This is a genomic window from Cryobacterium glucosi (genome assembly GCF_004402235.1).
In the GTDB taxonomy this organism is placed as follows: domain Bacteria; phylum Actinomycetota; class Actinomycetes; order Actinomycetales; family Microbacteriaceae; genus Cryobacterium; species Cryobacterium glucosi.
The window spans coordinates 214,435-230,228 of the sequence record NZ_SOFS01000015.1 but is presented as its reverse complement, the minus strand read 5'-3'; the positions used below and the strand labels follow the sequence as shown (position 1 = coordinate 230,228).

Annotated in this window: 19 protein-coding genes; 10 read left to right on the top strand and 9 right to left on the bottom strand. The window is 68.3% G+C overall.

Annotation, left to right across the window (positions count from 1 at the left end; translation table 11 throughout):
- Window positions 1-253 precede the first annotated feature (253 nt).
- The 3 genes from E3O46_RS06305 to E3O46_RS06295 are packed head-to-tail and all read left to right on the top strand — an operon-like array spanning window position 254 to window position 2,973.
- Entirely contained in the window at window positions 254-865 is a 612-nt protein-coding gene (locus E3O46_RS06305) for a hypothetical protein (protein WP_134450229.1), read from the top strand.
- Window positions 862-1,641 carry a PspA/IM30 family protein gene (locus E3O46_RS06300; RefSeq protein WP_134561333.1) on the top strand — a complete coding sequence of 260 codons (780 nt, stop codon included), beginning with the start codon at window positions 862-864 and terminating at the stop codon, window positions 1,639-1,641. The genes E3O46_RS06305 and E3O46_RS06300 overlap by 4 nt, the downstream gene beginning before the upstream one ends.
- 54 nt (window positions 1,642-1,695) lie before the next feature.
- A complete protein-coding gene (locus E3O46_RS06295) occupies window positions 1,696-2,973 on the top strand; it encodes an MFS transporter (protein WP_134561332.1) in 1,278 nt (425 codons plus the stop codon).
- Between the two features lie 19 nt (window positions 2,974-2,992).
- Here E3O46_RS06295 and E3O46_RS06290 read toward each other — a convergent pair whose 3' ends face one another.
- Together E3O46_RS06290 and E3O46_RS06285 are read right to left on the bottom strand one after the other, a co-directional pair.
- On the bottom strand, window positions 2,993-3,388 hold the full coding sequence (locus E3O46_RS06290) for a hypothetical protein (protein ID WP_134561331.1): 396 nt from the start codon (window positions 3,386-3,388) through the stop codon (window positions 2,993-2,995).
- A 46-nt stretch (window positions 3,389-3,434) separates the two neighbouring features.
- Entirely contained in the window at window positions 3,435-4,355 is a 921-nt protein-coding gene (locus E3O46_RS06285; RefSeq protein ID WP_134561330.1) for a DMT family transporter, read from the bottom strand.
- A 39-nt stretch (window positions 4,356-4,394) separates the two neighbouring features.
- Here E3O46_RS06285 and E3O46_RS06280 point away from each other — a divergent pair, with 39 nt between their 5' ends.
- Window positions 4,395-4,907 carry a MarR family winged helix-turn-helix transcriptional regulator gene (locus E3O46_RS06280; RefSeq protein ID WP_134561329.1) on the top strand — a complete coding sequence of 171 codons (513 nt, stop codon included), beginning with the start codon at window positions 4,395-4,397 and terminating at the stop codon, window positions 4,905-4,907.
- A gap of 78 nt (window positions 4,908-4,985) precedes the next feature.
- Here E3O46_RS06280 and E3O46_RS06275 read toward each other — a convergent pair whose 3' ends face one another.
- Genes E3O46_RS06275 through E3O46_RS06265 form a run of 3 tightly spaced genes read right to left on the bottom strand, consistent with a single transcriptional unit; the run spans window position 4,986 to window position 6,828 of the window.
- A complete protein-coding gene (locus tag E3O46_RS06275; RefSeq protein WP_134558517.1) occupies window positions 4,986-5,741 on the bottom strand; it encodes a hypothetical protein in 756 nt (251 codons plus the stop codon).
- On the bottom strand, window positions 5,738-6,199 hold the full coding sequence (locus tag E3O46_RS06270; protein ID WP_174774589.1) for a DUF6114 domain-containing protein: 462 nt from the start codon (window positions 6,197-6,199) through the stop codon (window positions 5,738-5,740). The genes E3O46_RS06275 and E3O46_RS06270 overlap by 4 nt, the downstream gene beginning before the upstream one ends.
- Window positions 6,200-6,231: 32 nt before the next feature.
- Window positions 6,232-6,828 (bottom strand): DUF6230 family protein, encoded by a 597-nt coding sequence (locus E3O46_RS06265; protein WP_134450236.1) that lies wholly within the window; start codon window positions 6,826-6,828, stop codon window positions 6,232-6,234.
- 211 nt (window positions 6,829-7,039) lie between these two features.
- On the opposite strand from E3O46_RS06265, the gene E3O46_RS06260 reads away from it, so the two are divergent.
- Window positions 7,040-7,651, top strand: a complete 612-nt coding sequence (locus tag E3O46_RS06260) for a TetR/AcrR family transcriptional regulator (RefSeq protein WP_134561328.1) — start codon at window positions 7,040-7,042, stop codon at window positions 7,649-7,651.
- Between the two features lie 19 nt (window positions 7,652-7,670).
- On the opposite strand, the gene E3O46_RS06255 is transcribed toward E3O46_RS06260, so the two are convergent.
- A complete protein-coding gene (locus E3O46_RS06255; RefSeq protein WP_134561327.1) occupies window positions 7,671-7,967 on the bottom strand; it encodes a PGPGW domain-containing protein in 297 nt (98 codons plus the stop codon).
- A gap of 36 nt (window positions 7,968-8,003) precedes the next feature.
- Window positions 8,004-8,933: a hypothetical protein gene (locus tag E3O46_RS06250; protein ID WP_134561326.1), complete on the bottom strand. Its 930-nt coding sequence runs from the start codon at window positions 8,931-8,933 to the stop codon at window positions 8,004-8,006.
- Window positions 8,934-9,062: 129 nt separating this feature from the next.
- Here E3O46_RS06250 and E3O46_RS06245 point away from each other — a divergent pair, with 129 nt between their 5' ends.
- Window positions 9,063-9,758, top strand: a complete 696-nt coding sequence (locus E3O46_RS06245; protein WP_134561325.1) for an NUDIX hydrolase — start codon at window positions 9,063-9,065, stop codon at window positions 9,756-9,758.
- A 101-nt stretch (window positions 9,759-9,859) separates the two neighbouring features.
- On the opposite strand, the gene msrA is transcribed toward E3O46_RS06245, so the two are convergent.
- Together msrA and E3O46_RS06235 are read right to left on the bottom strand one after the other, a co-directional pair.
- On the bottom strand, window positions 9,860-10,372 hold the full coding sequence (msrA, locus tag E3O46_RS06240) for a peptide-methionine (S)-S-oxide reductase MsrA (protein WP_134558512.1): 513 nt from the start codon (window positions 10,370-10,372) through the stop codon (window positions 9,860-9,862).
- Window positions 10,373-10,491: 119 nt separating this feature from the next.
- A complete protein-coding gene (locus tag E3O46_RS06235; protein ID WP_134558511.1) occupies window positions 10,492-12,354 on the bottom strand; it encodes a DEAD/DEAH box helicase in 1,863 nt (620 codons plus the stop codon).
- Window positions 12,355-12,495: 141 nt separating this feature from the next.
- Between E3O46_RS06235 and E3O46_RS06230 the strand changes: the two genes are divergently transcribed.
- From E3O46_RS06230 to E3O46_RS06215, 4 genes are read left to right on the top strand one after another with little or no spacing between them, the layout of a single operon-like run.
- Window positions 12,496-12,885, top strand: a complete 390-nt coding sequence (locus E3O46_RS06230) for a metal-sensitive transcriptional regulator (RefSeq protein WP_134561324.1) — start codon at window positions 12,496-12,498, stop codon at window positions 12,883-12,885.
- Between the two features lie 48 nt (window positions 12,886-12,933).
- A complete protein-coding gene (locus tag E3O46_RS06225) occupies window positions 12,934-13,179 on the top strand; it encodes a heavy-metal-associated domain-containing protein (protein WP_134561323.1) in 246 nt (81 codons plus the stop codon).
- Window positions 13,176-15,497: a heavy metal translocating P-type ATPase gene (locus tag E3O46_RS06220; RefSeq protein ID WP_134561322.1), complete on the top strand. Its 2,322-nt coding sequence runs from the start codon at window positions 13,176-13,178 to the stop codon at window positions 15,495-15,497. Before E3O46_RS06225 ends, E3O46_RS06220 begins: the two co-directional genes overlap by 4 nt.
- Window positions 15,494-15,769 (top strand): SHOCT domain-containing protein, encoded by a 276-nt coding sequence (locus E3O46_RS06215; protein ID WP_134561321.1) that lies wholly within the window; start codon window positions 15,494-15,496, stop codon window positions 15,767-15,769. Before E3O46_RS06220 ends, E3O46_RS06215 begins: the two co-directional genes overlap by 4 nt.
- Window positions 15,770-15,794: the final 25 nt, after the last annotated feature.

Genomic DNA, 15,794 nt, shown 5'->3' with positions numbered 1-15,794 from the left:
CCCGTGCGCAGGGCCGACAGGGCCGGCAGATCGTGCAGGGCGATCGAGGCGCCCCACTCGTCGATGGGATTCCAATTCTGCGCCTCGGGCGTACGTCCGAGCTGATCGTCCCAGACCTATCCTCGCACATCGTGTCCCCCGTTTGGGGTCCAAGCCGGGCGGGACCAGAATCGGCAGAATTCGCACCGCCTACAGACAATTCGGCGGACGCGAGCGTATTTTGTTCGGTGAAGCACGGGGTCTCGCTCGTGGGATGGACATGAAGGGCAGGGTGGCCGGCATGACAGCAGTGGCCGCGGTGATTCTGGCATTGGCAGCGATCCTCGTCGTCTCCGCAGGCGCGACGATCGTGGTGGCGCGGATGCTGTACAAACGCATTCGTCGCAGCCGTGCCGTGGCCGGTGCGGCGCTTCGCACCCGGGCCGCCCTGAGCCGGGGACCGCAGCGCGAGGTCCTGGGACTGCGCATCCGACTGAGAGACACTCTGGGAAGCGGTCAGGCCGCAGTCGATCTCGCGCTGGGCAGTGACGGGCCGCGGGGCGAGCTTCCCCGCCTGTTTCACCGGATCCAGGATGAAGGCGCTGCCCTCGACGCGCAACTGGTGCTGTTGACGAGTGAGACCGATGCCGTCGTCCTCGCAGAGGAACTTCCGATGGCCAGACGCCGTGTGGACGACGTCGCCGGACTCGTTGGTCGGCTGCGGGCGACCGTTGCAGGCGGCCGCGGGGACCTCACCGATGATGTCCTGCTGGCGCTGCGTTCGGAGGTCGACCGCGAGGTCTTGGCCCTGGAAGCCGGAATCCAGGAACTGCACGCACTCAACCTGCACGATCACCGCGACACCACGAGAGGGAGCGAATCATGAGCGCCACGTCACGGCTGCGCATCATCTTCCGGAGCAAGACGTCACGCGCCCTCGACCGGCTGGAAGACCCAGGAGAGGCCCTCGACGACAGCTATGAACAGCAGCTGAAGATGCTCCAGCAGGTGCGGCAGGGACTCGCCGAGGTGACGACGGCGAAGAAACGGATCGAGCTGCAGGGGCAGGAGATGGGAGCCCGGTACCAGCGGTTGGCCGACCAGGCCCAGGAGGCCCTGGACCAGGGACGCGAGGATCTCGCCCGGACCGCTCTCGAACGCCGTTCCTACCTCGAGACCCAGGTCGGTGCCATTCGTGAGCAATACGCCTCGCTCGAACGGCAGCAGGGGCAGTTGCAGGACAACGAGCGGCGACTCGCCGAACGGGTCACCGCGTTCCGGACCGAGAAGGAGGCTCTCAAGGCCACCTATGCAGCTTCCGAGGCCCAGGCGCGGGCGAATGAGGCGGCGGCCGGCATCGGTTCCAATCTGGGTGATGTCGGCGCCAACCTCGATCGGGCCAGGGACCGGGTTGCGCAGATGCAGGCGCGTGCTGCCGCGACCGATGAACTGCTCGCCCGGGGCGTCCTGAACGACCTCACGGCGCCCGCGGACGCGGACCTCGACCGGCAGCTGTCCGCGGGAGTGCGTCAGGCATCCGTCGAACGCCAGCTTCAGGAACTGAAGAACGCCCGCGCAGCAACCGAGGACGGCGCCGCTCGCGCCCAGCGCGCGGGACCGGACGCGTGGCTGAGCATCGGGCAGGGGCCGGACGCCCCCTGAGGCAGAACCCTGAGGCAGAACCCTGAGGCAGAACTCGGAGGAACCAGGTCGACCATGAACCCCGCGGCGCGGCGCGTGCAGAGGATCTACCTGATCCTCCTGCTCGGCAACACCCTGGCCGCGTCTTTCATCTGGGGCATCAACACGCTGTTCCTGCTCGACGCCGGACTGTCGAACTTCGAGGCCTTCGCCGCGAACGCCTTCTTCACCGCCGGGATGGTGCTCTTCGAGATCCCGACCGGGGTCGTCGCGGACACGGTCGGGCGGAAGGCGTCCTACCTGCTGGGCACGATCACGCTCTCGGCCACCACCGCGCTGTACTGGTTGCTGTGGCTCTGGCACGCGCCCTTCGGATGGTGGGCGCTCGTGTCCGTGCTGCTCGGGCTCGGCTTCACGTTCTTCTCCGGTGCTGTGGATGCCTGGCTCGTCGATGCTCTGACCTTCAGCGGGTACACCGACGGCCTCGAGGCGGTCTTCGGCAGGGGACTCGTCGTGACCGGCATTGCGATGTTCGCCGGGTCGGTCCTCGGCGGCGTGATCGCCCAGGCGACCAATCTCGGCGTTCCTTTCCTGCTGCGCGCCGGGGTGCTCGTCGTGATGCTCGTGTTCGCGGCGGTCGTGATGAAGGACCTCGGATTCACTCCGGATCGATCCCAGGGACCGCTGAAGGCGACCAGGACCGTTCTCGCCGAGTCGATCGAGCACGGCCTCCAGAGGCGCTCCGTCCGGTGGGTGATCCTGTCCGCGCCCTTCGCCTCCGGGGTCGGGGTCTATGCGTTCTACGCCCTGCAGCCCTACCTGCTGGTGCTCTCCGGCGACCCGTCCGCGTACTCGATCGCCGGTCTCGCCGCGGCCGTGCTCTCGCTCGCGCAGGTCGCGGGCGGGGTGCTGGCCCCGCGTATCCGGGGAGTATTCCACCGGCGGACGACCACGGTGATCGGGGCATCCGTCACGAGCATCGTCGTGCTCATCGCTCTCGGGCTCACCAGCCTCTTCTGGCTCGCGATCGTGCTGCTGGTGCTCTGGGGGTTCGTCTTCGCCGTCGCCGGCCCGGTGCGGCAGGCGTACCTCAATGACATGATCCCGTCGAAGCAGCGCGCGACGGTGCTGTCGTTCGACTCACTGTTCGGCAGCCTCGGCGGGGTCTTCGTCCAGCCGGCACTCGGCCGCGCCGCCGACCTCTGGGGCTACGGAACGTCGCTCGTGATCGGAGGCCTTATTGAGCTGATCGGCATCCCGTTCTTGTTCGCCAGCCGGCGCCAGCGCGATCCGGCCGACACCGTCAGCACCCTGCGGGCGGATGCCGCGCCGCAGGATCCCGAGGCGTACTGACTGCTGGCCGAGCCGAGGCTCAGCTCTGGGATTCCCCGGCGCCGAGCGGTTCGTCGGCGTGCCAGTAGTTGAGGCTCAGCGCGACCCCGACGAGGAAGAGGACCGCTCCACTGAGGACAGTGGCCTGGAAGAATAGCTGCTCCTCGAAGGCGAGGGCGATCCAGCATGCCCCGAGGAAACCGCCGCCCAGGCCGCCGAGGCCGGCGAACCAGAGGTCGAAGCGCCAGCGGTATGTCATCCACCGCCAGAATCCCTGCGCTGAACCGCCGGAGGCCGCCTCGGGATGGACCCACACCCAGGCCAGGTAGAACGACTTCTTGATCAGGGAGGCGAGCATGGTCGCAGGGAGGCCGCCCGCGATCACGCCGTAACTGCCGAGGAAGAGCCAGACCGCGGTCGACTGGTCTCCGCGCAACCCGTCCGGCCAGCCCCGGCCTTCATACTGCGCACGGGCATGGCGATCAGGGCGACCCAGGCCGCCAACGGGAGCAGGAGCCACAGCGCATGCGCCCAGAGCGCGAGGGTCCGGTCGGCACCCGTCGCCGGCGTTGGTCGATCAGGACGCCCGCGACAACGAGACCCGCACCGATCAGCTGGCGTGGGCCGAAGGGCTCGGCGGCGATGAGCGTACCGAGAAGCACCCCGGTGACGGGATTGAGGAGGCCGACCAGGCCGACCGTCGCCGCCGGCAGGCGCCGAAGTCCCGAGAACCAGGCGACGAACGCGACCGCCGTGGCGATCACCGTGACGTAGGCGAAGCCGGCCAGGGCCGGGCCGTCGAGGGCGGGCGGGGGACCTTCGACGAACGCGGCGAACGGCAGGAGCAGGAGTCCGCCGGCGACGAGCTGCCAGGAGGTCATCGCGATGGTGGACTCCCGGACGGCCCATTTCCTGGTCAGGATGTAGCCGACCGACGACATCAGCATGGCGGCGACTGAGGCGAGTACCCCCAGCGGATTCACTGCCCCGCTGCCGTCGAGGAGCAGGACGCACACGCCGGCGAACCCGGCAGCAGCGCCGAGTGCCGCGGTCCAGGTCGGGTGCTCGGACAGCATCGGCCAGGCCAGGAGCAGGAGGACTCCCGCCGAACTTGCCATGATCGTGGCCGCAAGGCTCGAGGGCAGGAGGTGGGAGGCAATGTAGATGAGGACGAAGAACGCTCCGACGTTCAGAGCTCCCAGTACCAGGGACTTCCACCACCAGGTGCCGCGGGGAACGGACCGCGCCAGTGCCAGCAGGAGGAGACCCGCAGGCAGGGCGCGCAGCGTGCTGCCCCACAGCGGATAGTCGAGCGGCAGGAACTGGCGGGTGACGAAGTAGTTCGATCCCCACGCGATCGGGGCGATCGACGTGACGAGCAGCCAGCGCCATTTAGTTTCCATGGAAGCTACTATAACTTCCACGGAAGATATAATGACGGTATGACGAAGGACGCATCGGATCGGGTCGCACGCATCCAGGCTGAATGGCGACGCGAACGCCCGGATCTCGACGTCGCCCCGCAAGCGGTCATCGGACGACTGCACCGGCTCGCCGCCCACCTCACCGGGGAGCTCGCGAGTGTCTATCGCGCCCACGATCTCGGGGAAGGGGAATTCGATGTGCTCGCTGCCTTGCGTCGCGCCGGCAGTCCCTACGAACGAGCGCCTCGTGAACTCGCCGACCATACGATGGTGACGACGGGCGCGATGACCAAGCGACTCGACCGGCTGGCGGCGGCCGGACTGATCGTGCGCAGGCACGTCGCCGGAGACGGCCGGCGCCGGGTCGTCGCGCTCACCCCCCGCGGCCTCGACGTCATCGATGCCGCGTTCGCAGACCACATGGACAATGAGCGACGCCTGGTCGACCAGCTCTCCGACGACGATCGTGACCGGCTCGAGGCGATCCTGACCCGGTGGTTGCGCGCCTACGAATCCCCGCTGCCGTCGTAAGCACTACCGGGAGAGCGCCTGATTCGCCAGCGCGGGGCCGGTCGCCTGAAGCGACCGGCCCCGCGTCCTGCCGTGCGGTCAGCTCACGCTCTGGTGCACCTGGCTGTAGCCGATGGAATCCGCAAGGGTCCCGACGAGCCCGAGTGTCACGGAGCCGAGTGTCGACGGTAGCCCGCCCGGCGGGGGAGTGGCCGCTCCGAAGCTGACGCTGGTTCCGTCGGGCAGGGTCGTGGTGATCGAGTCCAGGTAGACCTGCACGTTGCCGTGCAATTCCATCCGCGGTGAGCTCGTCACGAGGCCGGAGCCGGATGTCGACCGCACGTCGATGACGGCGTCCGTCAGAACAATGTCATCGGCCACGATCCGGAGCGCGGGCACGGCGGTACCGTCGGCGTGCGACACGGTCACGACCGTCACTGAGGCGAGCCCGGTGATGGTCATCGAGGATGCGCCGAGTTGAGCCGCCGGGTTGCCGAACACGGGTGCATTCGGGTCTGCCACGGCGACAACCGCCGCCGCGGCCGGGGTGTTCGGGCCCGGAGCCGTGACGCCCACGGTCGGACCGGTGGTGGGGACCGGGATCGGGGCAACGACGGGAGCCGGATCGACCGGAGCTGTCGGGACGGTGCTGGGGGTCGCATCCGCCACGGTTGGGTCAGCGGTCGTGCTCGGCGTCGGCGTCGGGACGCCGCAGTCCACGAGGAGCAAATCGCACGGCACGGCCTGACCCGGCGACGGCATCGCCGCCGCCCCGATCGCCGACAGCGACAGCACGAGCCAGACGCCGACGACGCGCGGTCGCAGATCGCGGGTGCGCCCGCGGTCGCGCATCACAGGGCACGCCGCGGACGCGAGCGTTCTTCGAAGAGCTCACCCAACTGGATGTCGGGCTCCTCGACCGGGCTCGCAAACAGCTCAACGGCGGTTCCCGCCCTGGCCGGCTTCGGCATCCAGGCGACGACCAGAATGCCGCCGATCGCGCTCAGGACCATCCCGATGAAGAATCCGCCGAGGTTGACGCCGACCAGCGAATAGATCGAGAACACCAGTGTGATCACCCCGTAAAAGATCCGGTGCGTGGGCATCGCGATCGCGAGGATACCGAGCAGCACCACGATGATCGGGATGATCATCGCCTGCATGCCTTCGATCCCGACCTGCACGTGGATCGTGCCGACGTCGAGCTGGCCGGAGAAGAACATCTCCACTCCGGCCAGCACGACGAGGATGCCACCGACGAACGGTCTCTGACGGCACCAGGCAGTGAATGTGGCCCACGTGCTGGTTTTCATCCGGTCTCCTCCGTGGTGACGGGGTGCTTCGATTAGAAGCACTCAGTTCCGTTGGTCAGCTGCAGGTGCATGCCGTTCAGGGTGAACACCGAGGCCTGGGTGCTCCATGCAGTCTGCTGAAGCCCGGCGACCTTGATCGTGTCGGCGTCCTGGGCGAAGTCGCCCGTGGTGCCCTTGGCCGCCGTCTTCACCGCGGCGGCGTCCACGCCGATGCGGATGTTGCCGAAGGTCGCGTCGCCCTTGAGGTCGGTCATGCCGATCTGCAGGTCGGTCGCGGTGGCCGGCTTGCCGCCGCCGCCCGCACCGATGAGCAGGCCGACCTTGCCGAGCGGGGTCACGGCGACCACGGACTGGCACAGGTCGGCCAGGCTCGCGGTCGCGATGTTCGCGATCGCGACGGGGTGGTACGTGCCGGTCTTGCCTTCCTGGGCGACGCCTCCGTACTGAGAGAAGCCCGTCCCATCGAGCTGGGAAGCGCTGATCTTGAACTGGCCTCCCGACACGGCGAACGAGACGGGGACGGCGCCGTTGGCCACCCCCGCCATGAGGACGGTGGACAGCAGGGCCACGGGAACCGCAGCGAGCACGATCCGTCCGGCGTGGGTGCCGGTGAGCTTGGTGAACTTCATAGATCCTCCTTGATCTGGGCAAACAGTCCGGCAGGTCGTTATTGACTCGCCAACCAATAAGCGCTGTTGACGAGTGTACTAATAGCCGGATTTGCGAAACATCACGGTTTGGCAACGCTTTTTGCGATCTGCTAACCGGGCACTCGCGTGGGAGTGCCCGGTTCGGGGGTGCCGAGGACGGCCCGCTGCCGAACGCGGATATGCTCTAACCATGGAAACGGAGCGGCGAACGCGGCTGACTCCGGACGAGCGCCGGGCCCAGCTGGTCGCGCTCGGAGTGAAGTCCCTCGCGGACCAGCCGCTGGAATCCCTCACCATCGACTACCTCTCCGCGCGGGCCGGCGTTTCCCGCGGGTTGCTGTTCCACTACTTCACCTCGAAGAAGGGCCTGCACCGTGAAGTGGTGCGCACGGCCCGCGACGCCATGCTGGACGCCACAGAGCCTGCCCCGGAACTGCCGCCCCTCGAGCGGCTCCGCGACACCCTGACGCGGATCGTCGGTTTTGTCCGCGAGTACCGCGGGACATTCTTCTCCCTCGTGCGCGGTGTCGCGAGCGGCGACACCGAGGTGCGCGAGGTGCTGGAAGAAGCACGGGCGGCCCAGGCCGATCGCGTGATCACGGTCTTCCTGGAACTCGGAGTCGCGGACTCGGAGTTGCTTCGTCTCGCCCTGCGTTCCTGGGTCGGATTCGCCGAGGACATCCTCGTCGACCTCGCGCTCGACACCGAGATGCCCTCAGCGGAGATCGTCTCGTTCCTGGAGCGGAGTGTCACGGCGATCGCGGCATCCGTTGACCCGCAGGGCACGATCGCTCGCGACTGACGTTCGTCGCGGATTCCGGTCAGTCCTGGCGGGCGTCCCTGCGGTCCTGACGCAGCTGTGAGACCTTGGAGGCACCCCGCCTGGCGAGGTCGTTTGCCCGGCGGCTGACCTTCTTCGCGCCGTCGAACTCGGTGCCGAGCAGCGCGAGGCCGCCGAGGCTGATCAACGCGCCGGGCCCGGGGAGAGGGATGAGCACGATACCCAGCACGACGGTTCCCCCGCCGATGACACCGACGGAGGTGCGGTAGACGCGGTCGACGGTGCGGTTGCGGCCGATGAGGTCGCGGGCGGAGTGGGCTACGGTTCTGACCGGCATGCCGCGAGTGTAGCCGACCCGGCTGGGCTGGGGAGGTTAGGCCGTCTGGTCTGCCGGGGGGCCCGGTTGGACGATATTCGGCCAGAGGCGCCCGCGAGAGTACCCGGTTGCACTGCTGTGACCGAACCAGATGATCGTCGCGAGATAGCCCCAGGTGAAGAGCTGGGACTCGAGCCCGGCGCTCCAGGCCGTTCCCGACGCCGCGCCCCAGCTGTTGAGGAATCCGAGGCTGACGGCGCCCACGGCCAGCCACGCGATGATGGTCTGAAACATGCTCGCGCTCCGCAACGACTCGGCGCGGAATGCGTCGTCCCAGGCTCGCTCGAGGTCTGTTCCCGCAGACGGGGTCTGGCGAAGCATCCGTCGTGCTGCGAACCTGCCGACGATGAGGTTGACGCCCGCTACGGCGAGAACCGGAAGCGCGGCGCTCTGCAGGAACACGTCGGGAGTGAGCATGCCGACGAGCCCCAGCCACAGTGCCCCGCCCGCCAACACGGCGGCGAGGATCACCAGAAGGGGAGCCGCGCGCAACCGCCCGGGGCTCACGTAGTCGGCGAGAACGACCGCGGGCGACCGAGCCGGTCGGGGGTCGTCGGTCAGGGGCAGGATCCGCGATTCTCGGAGGGTCAGCCCCAAGTCGAATGTGGACGCGCCGATCAGGGTCGCAGGGAGGGCGATCAGCCAGACGAACGGGGGCGACACGAGCTCGGGTCGCAGCAGGAGGATCACGGTCGCCGCGAGCAGGCCGGCCAGGAAACCGACGAGGACTCCGGTCCCGGAGATGCGAATCCGGCGGCGAACGGTCAGGGCCATCCGCTCAGTACCCATCGGCAAACCGGTGTTCTGCCAGAACTGCAGAAAGCGCCGGTCTTGAGCCTTCCGGGTCTGCGCGAAGAGCAGCGAGCCCAGGATCATCAGCCAGCCTGCAGCGACGCAGATCCAGACAAAGACGGAATCGGATGACATGCGGCCCCCCAGCGATCGCGATGCACAACAATTTAGCAGGAGATATGGCATATTGTTCAGCGGATTGTGGCGGAGGCATCCGTTGTGTGACCCGTGAGGACTTTCGTCGTGACTCCGTAGGCTGGGGTCATGTTCGACGTGTTGGATGATCCCCGGGCACAGCTCGCGGCGCTGTGCAAGCGGGGACTGGACTGGCACACCGGCGTGGCTCGTTCGCTGCCGGATTCGACGCGGGCCAGGCGCGCTGCGGTGCTGGTCCTCTTCGGGGTGCTCGACTCCTCGCCCGCCCAGCCGCCGGTCGCGGGACGCGAGCGAGCGCAAGTCCCACGGGACCTTGACGTGCTCCTGCTACGCCGGGCCGCAACGCTCGGGAGCCACCCGGGGCAGATCGCCTTCCCGGGCGGACGGCTCGAAGCATCCGACGCCGGCCCGATCGCGGCCGCTCTGCGGGAGGCCGTCGAGGAGACCGGCCTCGACCCGGAGGGCCTCGAGCCGCTCGGCACCCTTCCGGCACTGCCCGTGCCGGTGAGCAACCACCTCGTGACCCCGGTGCCGGCCTGGTGGACGCGCGAGTCGGAGGTGGCAGCCGTCGATCACCTGGAGACGGTCGACGTCTTCCGGGTGCCCGTCGCAGACCTGCTCGACCCCGCCAACCGGGTGAGCACGGCTCACACCGTCGGGGGAGCCGCGTACCGTTCGCCGGCCTTCACCGTCGGCGGCCGGCTGATCTGGGGGTTCACGGCGATCGTGCTGTCGCGGATGTTCGATGAGCTCAGCTGGGCCGAGCCGTGGGACCTCGGCCGGACCGTTCGGCCGGACCTGTAGCCGCAGAGGTGTGGGCCGCTCCCGACCCCGGCAGTGGACGGGAGGTGCCTGAGACGAGCGCGGCCCCGGCGATCAGATCACCGGGGCCGCGAGTGCAGTTCTTAGACGGATGTCTCCGTGCGGGCGGGCAGGCGCCAGCCCGGCCGGACATAGTGGCAGGTGTACCCGGCGGGGTACTTCTCCAGGTAGTCCTGGTGCTCGTCTTCGGCTTCCCAGAAATCGCCAGCAGGCTCGACCTCGGTGACGACCTTGCCCGGCCACAGGCCGGAGGCGTCGACGTCCGCGATCGTGTCGCGGGCGACCCGTTCCTGCTCGGGCGTCGTGTAGTAGATGGCCGAGCGATAGCTGCGACCGACGTCGTTGCCCTGCCGGTTCTTCGTCGACGGGTCGTGGATCTGGAAGAAGAACTCCAGCAGCTCGCGGTAGCTGATCACCGCGGGATCGAAGACGATCTCGACGGATTCGGCGTGGTCACCGTGATGACGATAGGTCGCGTTCGGGGTGTCGCCTCCCGAGTAGCCGACCCGCGAGGAGATGATGCCGGGGCGCCGGCGCAGCAACTGCTGCGCTCCCCAGAAACACCCTCCGGCCAGGATCGCTTGTTCTGTACTCATGATTCCTCCACATACGTTGGGGTGACCGCCGGCTGCGTTCTCACGTCGCCCGCGGGTCAGTGGATAGAACACCGCTCGTGTCGCAGATGTTCCATCACCGCGCCGACGGCCTCCGAGCGCTAGTCGCGGCGGGGGTGGCGCGGGGCGCGGTCCTCGCGGCGCACCGGGCCGCTGTTGTCCGGCTGGATCTCGATGAGCTTGCCGCTGATCCGGGTTCCCACGAGACGATCGAGGACGTCCTGGGACAGGTTCTCTGGCAGCTCGACGAGCGAGTAGTCCGGGTTGATCTGGATGTGCCCGAAGTCCTCGCGGCTCAGGCCGCCCTCGTTCGCGATCGCGCCGACGATCTGGCGCGGCTCGACCTTCTGGCGCTTGCCGACCTCGATCCGGTAGGAGACGAGCGGGATGGTGCTGTCGCGGGGGCGCGGTTCGGGGCGCTCGCTCTTGCGCGGGCGGTCGTCGCGGTCCCAGCGATCGTCGCGTCCGCCACGGTCGTCGCGTCCGCCACGGCTGTCGCGGTTGTTGCGATCGTTGCGGGGCGCATAGCTGCCGCTGTCGTTGCGCTCGGAGCGTTCGCGTTCGTTGCGTTCGCGTTCGTCGCGACGCTGGTTGCGGGCATCCTGCTCGGAGAGGAGCAGCGGGGTCTCACCCTGGGCGACGACCGCGAGAGCTGCGGCGACGTCGGCCTCCGGCACGTCGTACTGCTCGACGTAGTGGGCGATGATGTCGCGGAACCGGTCGACGCGGGCGGTCTGGCCCAGCGCCTCGGTGATCGCGTCGTCGAAGCGCGCCAGGCGGGTGATGTTGACGTCCTCGACACTCGGCAGCTGCATCTGGGTGAGCGGCTGGCGGGTCGCCTTCTCGATGGCGTTGAGCAGGTGACGCTCACGGGGTGTGACGAAGCTGATCGCGGCACCGCTCCGCCCGGCGCGGCCGGTGCGGCCGATGCGGTGCACGTAGGACTCGGTGTCGATCGGGATGTCGTAGTTGATGACGTGGCTGATGCGCTCGACGTCGAGGCCGCGAGCGGCGACATCCGTTGCGACGAGGATGTCGAGCTTGCCCGACTTCAGCTGCTCGACCGTGCGTTCACGCTGAGCCTGCACGACGTCACCGTTGATGGCGCTCGCCGAGTAGCCGCGCGCGCGAAGCTTCTCGGCGAGGGTCTCTGTCTCGTTCTTGGTGCGGGTGAAGACGATCATGCCCTCGAAGTTCTCCACCTCGAGGATGCGGGTGAGCGCGTCGACCTTCTGCGGGTACGAGACCATCAGGTAACGCTGGGTCGTGTTCGCCGAGGTCGTGGTCTTGGTCTTGACCGTGATCTCTTCGGCGTCGTGCAGGTACTTCTTGGCGATGCGCCGGATGGACGCGGGCATGGTCGCAGAGAACAGCGCGACCTGCTTGTCTTCCGGGGTGTCGGCGAGGATCGTCTCGACGTCTTCGGCGAAGCCCATCTTGAGCATCTCGTCGGCCTCGTCGAGCACGAGGTACTTCAGCTCGGACAGGTCGAGGGTTCCCTTGGCGAGGTGGTCCATGATGCGACCGGGAGTACCGACGACAACGTGGACGCCGCGACGGAGCGCGGAGAGCTGGACGCCATAACCCTGTCCGCCGTAAACGGGGAGGACGTGCACGCCGCGCATGTGCGAGGCGTAGCTTTCGAAGGCCTCGCAGACCTGGAGTGCGAGCTCGCGGGTGGGGGAGAGGACGAGGGCCTGCGGGTTCTTCTGCGCCATGTCGAGGCGGGACAGGATCGGCAGCGCGAACGCTGCCGTCTTTCCGGTGCCGGTCTGGGCGAGGCCGACGACGTCGCGGCCGGCGAGCAAGGGGGGAATGGTCGCGGCCTGGATGGCCGAGGGAGTTTCGTACCCGACGTCCTTGAGGGCTTTGAGCACGGCATCGGTCAGGCCGAGCTCGGAGAAGGTCTTCGCGACGAGGGCAGTTGCTGCCTCGCTCGGCGCTGTTGTATCAGGAGGCGTCATGCTATCAAAGGTAGTCGGTCGAAGCTCACCCCCCTATTAGGGAGATCGGGCCATCGGGACGAATCGGGCCGAATATGTACCATAGGGGGGTATCGGGTGTACCATAGGGGGGTATAAGGATCCGACGAGGAGGACAGCGCGATGACGGATATCAGTTCTACGGAGGACGGTGCGACCGCGGTCGGTGCGACCGCAGCAGGTGCGACCGCAACGATCGCCGCCGAGGCGAGTGCAGACCCGCACAGCGGTCCGCATGGCTACATGTCCAACAAGGACGCCTACCTGAAACGGCTCCGCCGGATCGAGGGCCAGGCCCGCGGTCTGCAGGGCATGGTCGCAGACGACAAGTACTGCATCGACATCCTCACCCAGGTGTCGGCGATGACGAGCGCCCTGCAGGCGGTCGCTCTCGGCCTGCTCAACGACCACCTCAGCCACTGCGTGGTCGAGGCCGCCGTCAAGGGCGGCGACGAGGCCGACGCCAAGGTCAAAGAGGCCTTCGACGCCATCGCACGGCTCGTGCGGTCCTGAGCCACGGCTCACCCATTCACTACAAGGAACCAGAAAGAAGTGCATTCCATGATCGGACAGACGGAAAACGACCTCGGCATCAGCGAATACCAGGTGACGGGGATGACCTGCGCGCACTGTGTAGCGGCCGTGACGAAGGAGGTCGGCAAGCTCGCCGGCCCCGAGAACGTCGCGATCACCCTCGTTCCGGGCGGCACGTCCGTCCTGACGGTAACCGGCGCCCCTCTCGACCGCGCTGCCGTCGCAGCCGCCGTCGACGAAGCGGGTTACGAACTGGTCGCTGAGTCACGATGACCACCGAACGCGTCGACCTTCTCGTGGGCGGGATGACGTGTGCCTCCTGCGCGACCCGCATCGAGAAGAAGCTGAACCGGATGCCGGGAGTCGAGGCATCCGTCAACTACGCCACCGAAAAGGCGAGCGTCTCCCTGCCAGAGGGCACCACCGTCGACCAGGCCATCGCCGTGATCGAGGACACCGGTTATACCGCAGAGCGCCCGCGCCCGCCGGAGCCGACCGCCGGGACCTCTGGCAGCGCACCCGCTCCCACGGCGCAGGAGCTCGAGGTGGCGAGCCTGCGTCACCGCCTCCTCGTGTCGACGGCGCTCGCGATCCCCGTCGCCGCGATGTCGATGATTCCCGCCCTGCAGTTCACCAACTGGCAGTGGCTCGCCCTGACCCTCGCGGCGCCCGTCGCCGTCTGGGGCGCCTGGCCCTTCCACCGCGCCATGTGGATGAACCTCCGGCACGGCGCGACGACCATGGACACCCTGATCAGCATGGGCATCATCGCCTCACTCGGCTGGTCGCTCTACGCGCTCTTCTTCGGCACCGCCGGCATGCCGGGCATGCGGATGACGTTCAGCCTCACCGCCCAGGCCGGCGGCGGAGCGAACGAGATCTACCTCGAGGTCGCATCCGCGGTCACGGTCTTCCTCCTCGCGGGCCGGTACTTCGAGGCGCGCGCGAAGAAGCAGTCCGGGGCGGCGCTCACCGCCCTCCTCGAACTGGGCGCCAAGGAGACCGCCGTGCTCCGTGACGGCGTCGAGGTCATCGTGCCCACATCATCCCTCGTCGTCGGCGACCAGTTCGTGGTGCGGCCCGGCGAGAAGATCTCCACGGATGGCGTCGTGGTCGAGGGCGTGTCCGCCATCGACGCGAGTATGCTCACCGGCGAAGCCGTGCCGGTCGAAGTCGGTCCGGGCGCCGTCGTCGTCGGGGCGACCCTCAACTCGGGCGGACGGCTCGTGGTCCGGGCCACCCGGATCGGCGCCGACACCGAACTCGCCCAGCTCGGGCGCCTCGTCGAGCAGGCCCAGACCGGAAAGGCCGACGTGCAGCGCCTCGCCGACCGGGTCTCCGGGGTGTTCGTGCCGATCGTCCTCGGTCTCTCCCTCGCGACCCTCGCGGTCTGGCTTCTGGTCGGTGCAACCCCCGTCGTCGCCTTCACCGCCGCCGTCGCGACACTCATCATCGCCTGCCCCTGCGCGCTCGGGCTGGCCACACCGACGGCACTGCTGGTCGGCACCGGCCGCGGCGCACAGCTCGGCATCCTGATCAAGGGCCCGCAGGTGCTCGAATCCACCCGGCGCGTCGACACCATCGTGCTCGACAAGACCGGCACCGTGACCACCGGGCGGATGTCCCTGGTTCAGGCCGTCCCCGCCTCAGGGCTCGAGGCCGCCGAACTGCTCCGGTTCGCCGGGGCCGCAGAGGCCGGGTCCGAGCATCCGATCGCGAAGTCCATCGTGACCGGGGCGAGGGAACGGGTCGGTACCCTCCCGGCGGCCGAATCGTTCGCCTCCGCGGACGGCCTCGGAGTACAGGCCGTCGTCGACGGTCGCCTCGTCGCCGTCGGCCGGCCGCGTTGGCTCACCGAGCAGTGGGGCATCGTCTTCACGCCCGACCTCGAGGCGGCGCTCGCCGCTGGCGAGGACAGAGGCGAGACCCCGGTCGCCGTGGCCTGGGACGGAGTGGCCCGCGGCATCCTCACCGTCGCCGACGCCGTCAAGGACACGAGCGCCGCCGCAATCGCCGAATTCCGCCGCCTCGGCCTCACCCCGGTGCTCCTGACAGGGGACAACGACACCGTTGCCCGGAACGTAGGCACCCTCGTCGGCATCGACGACGTGCGCGCCGGCGTGCTCCCCGCCGAAAAGGCCGAGGTCATCCGCGCCCTGCAAGCCGAGGGACGGGTCGTTGCCATGGTCGGCGACGGCGTGAACGACGCCGTCGCGCTCGCCACCGCCGACCTCGGCATCGCCATGGGCACCGGCACCGACGTCGCGATCGAGGCGAGCGACCTCACCCTCATCCGGAGCGACCTCGTCGCGGCAGCGGATGCCATCCGGCTGTCCCGGCGCACGCTCGCCACGATCAAGGCGAACCTGTTCTGGGCCTTCGCCTACAACGTGGCCGCGATCCCGCTCGCCATGCTCGGCCTGCTCAACCCCCTGATCGCCGGCGCCGCAATGGCGCTGTCCTCGGTCTTCGTGGTGAGCAACAGCCTCCGCCTCCGCGGTTTCCGCGGACTGACCCTGCCGGCCGCTGCCCCTCGTACCCCCACGGGTATGGCGAGTAGCGTGACGGTACAACGAAGGAGAACAGAATGATGTGGGGCAACGGGTACGGCATGGGATTCATGTGGTGGGTGTGGCCGGTCGGGCTGGTCCTGATCCTGGGCGTAGTCCTGCTCACCATCGTGACCATCCGGGTCTTCAGCAGCGGGAGCGAGACCCGTGCGGAAGGGTCGCAGGGCAACGTCCCTTCCGGGCCGGTTTCGACCAGACGCAGCGCAGCACGCCTCCTTCTGGACGAGCGCTTCGCGCGCGGCGAACTCGACGCCGAGGAGTACCGGCACCGCGTGCAGGTGCTCGGGGAGTAGTCGACTCAGGCTCAGGCTTCGCCGC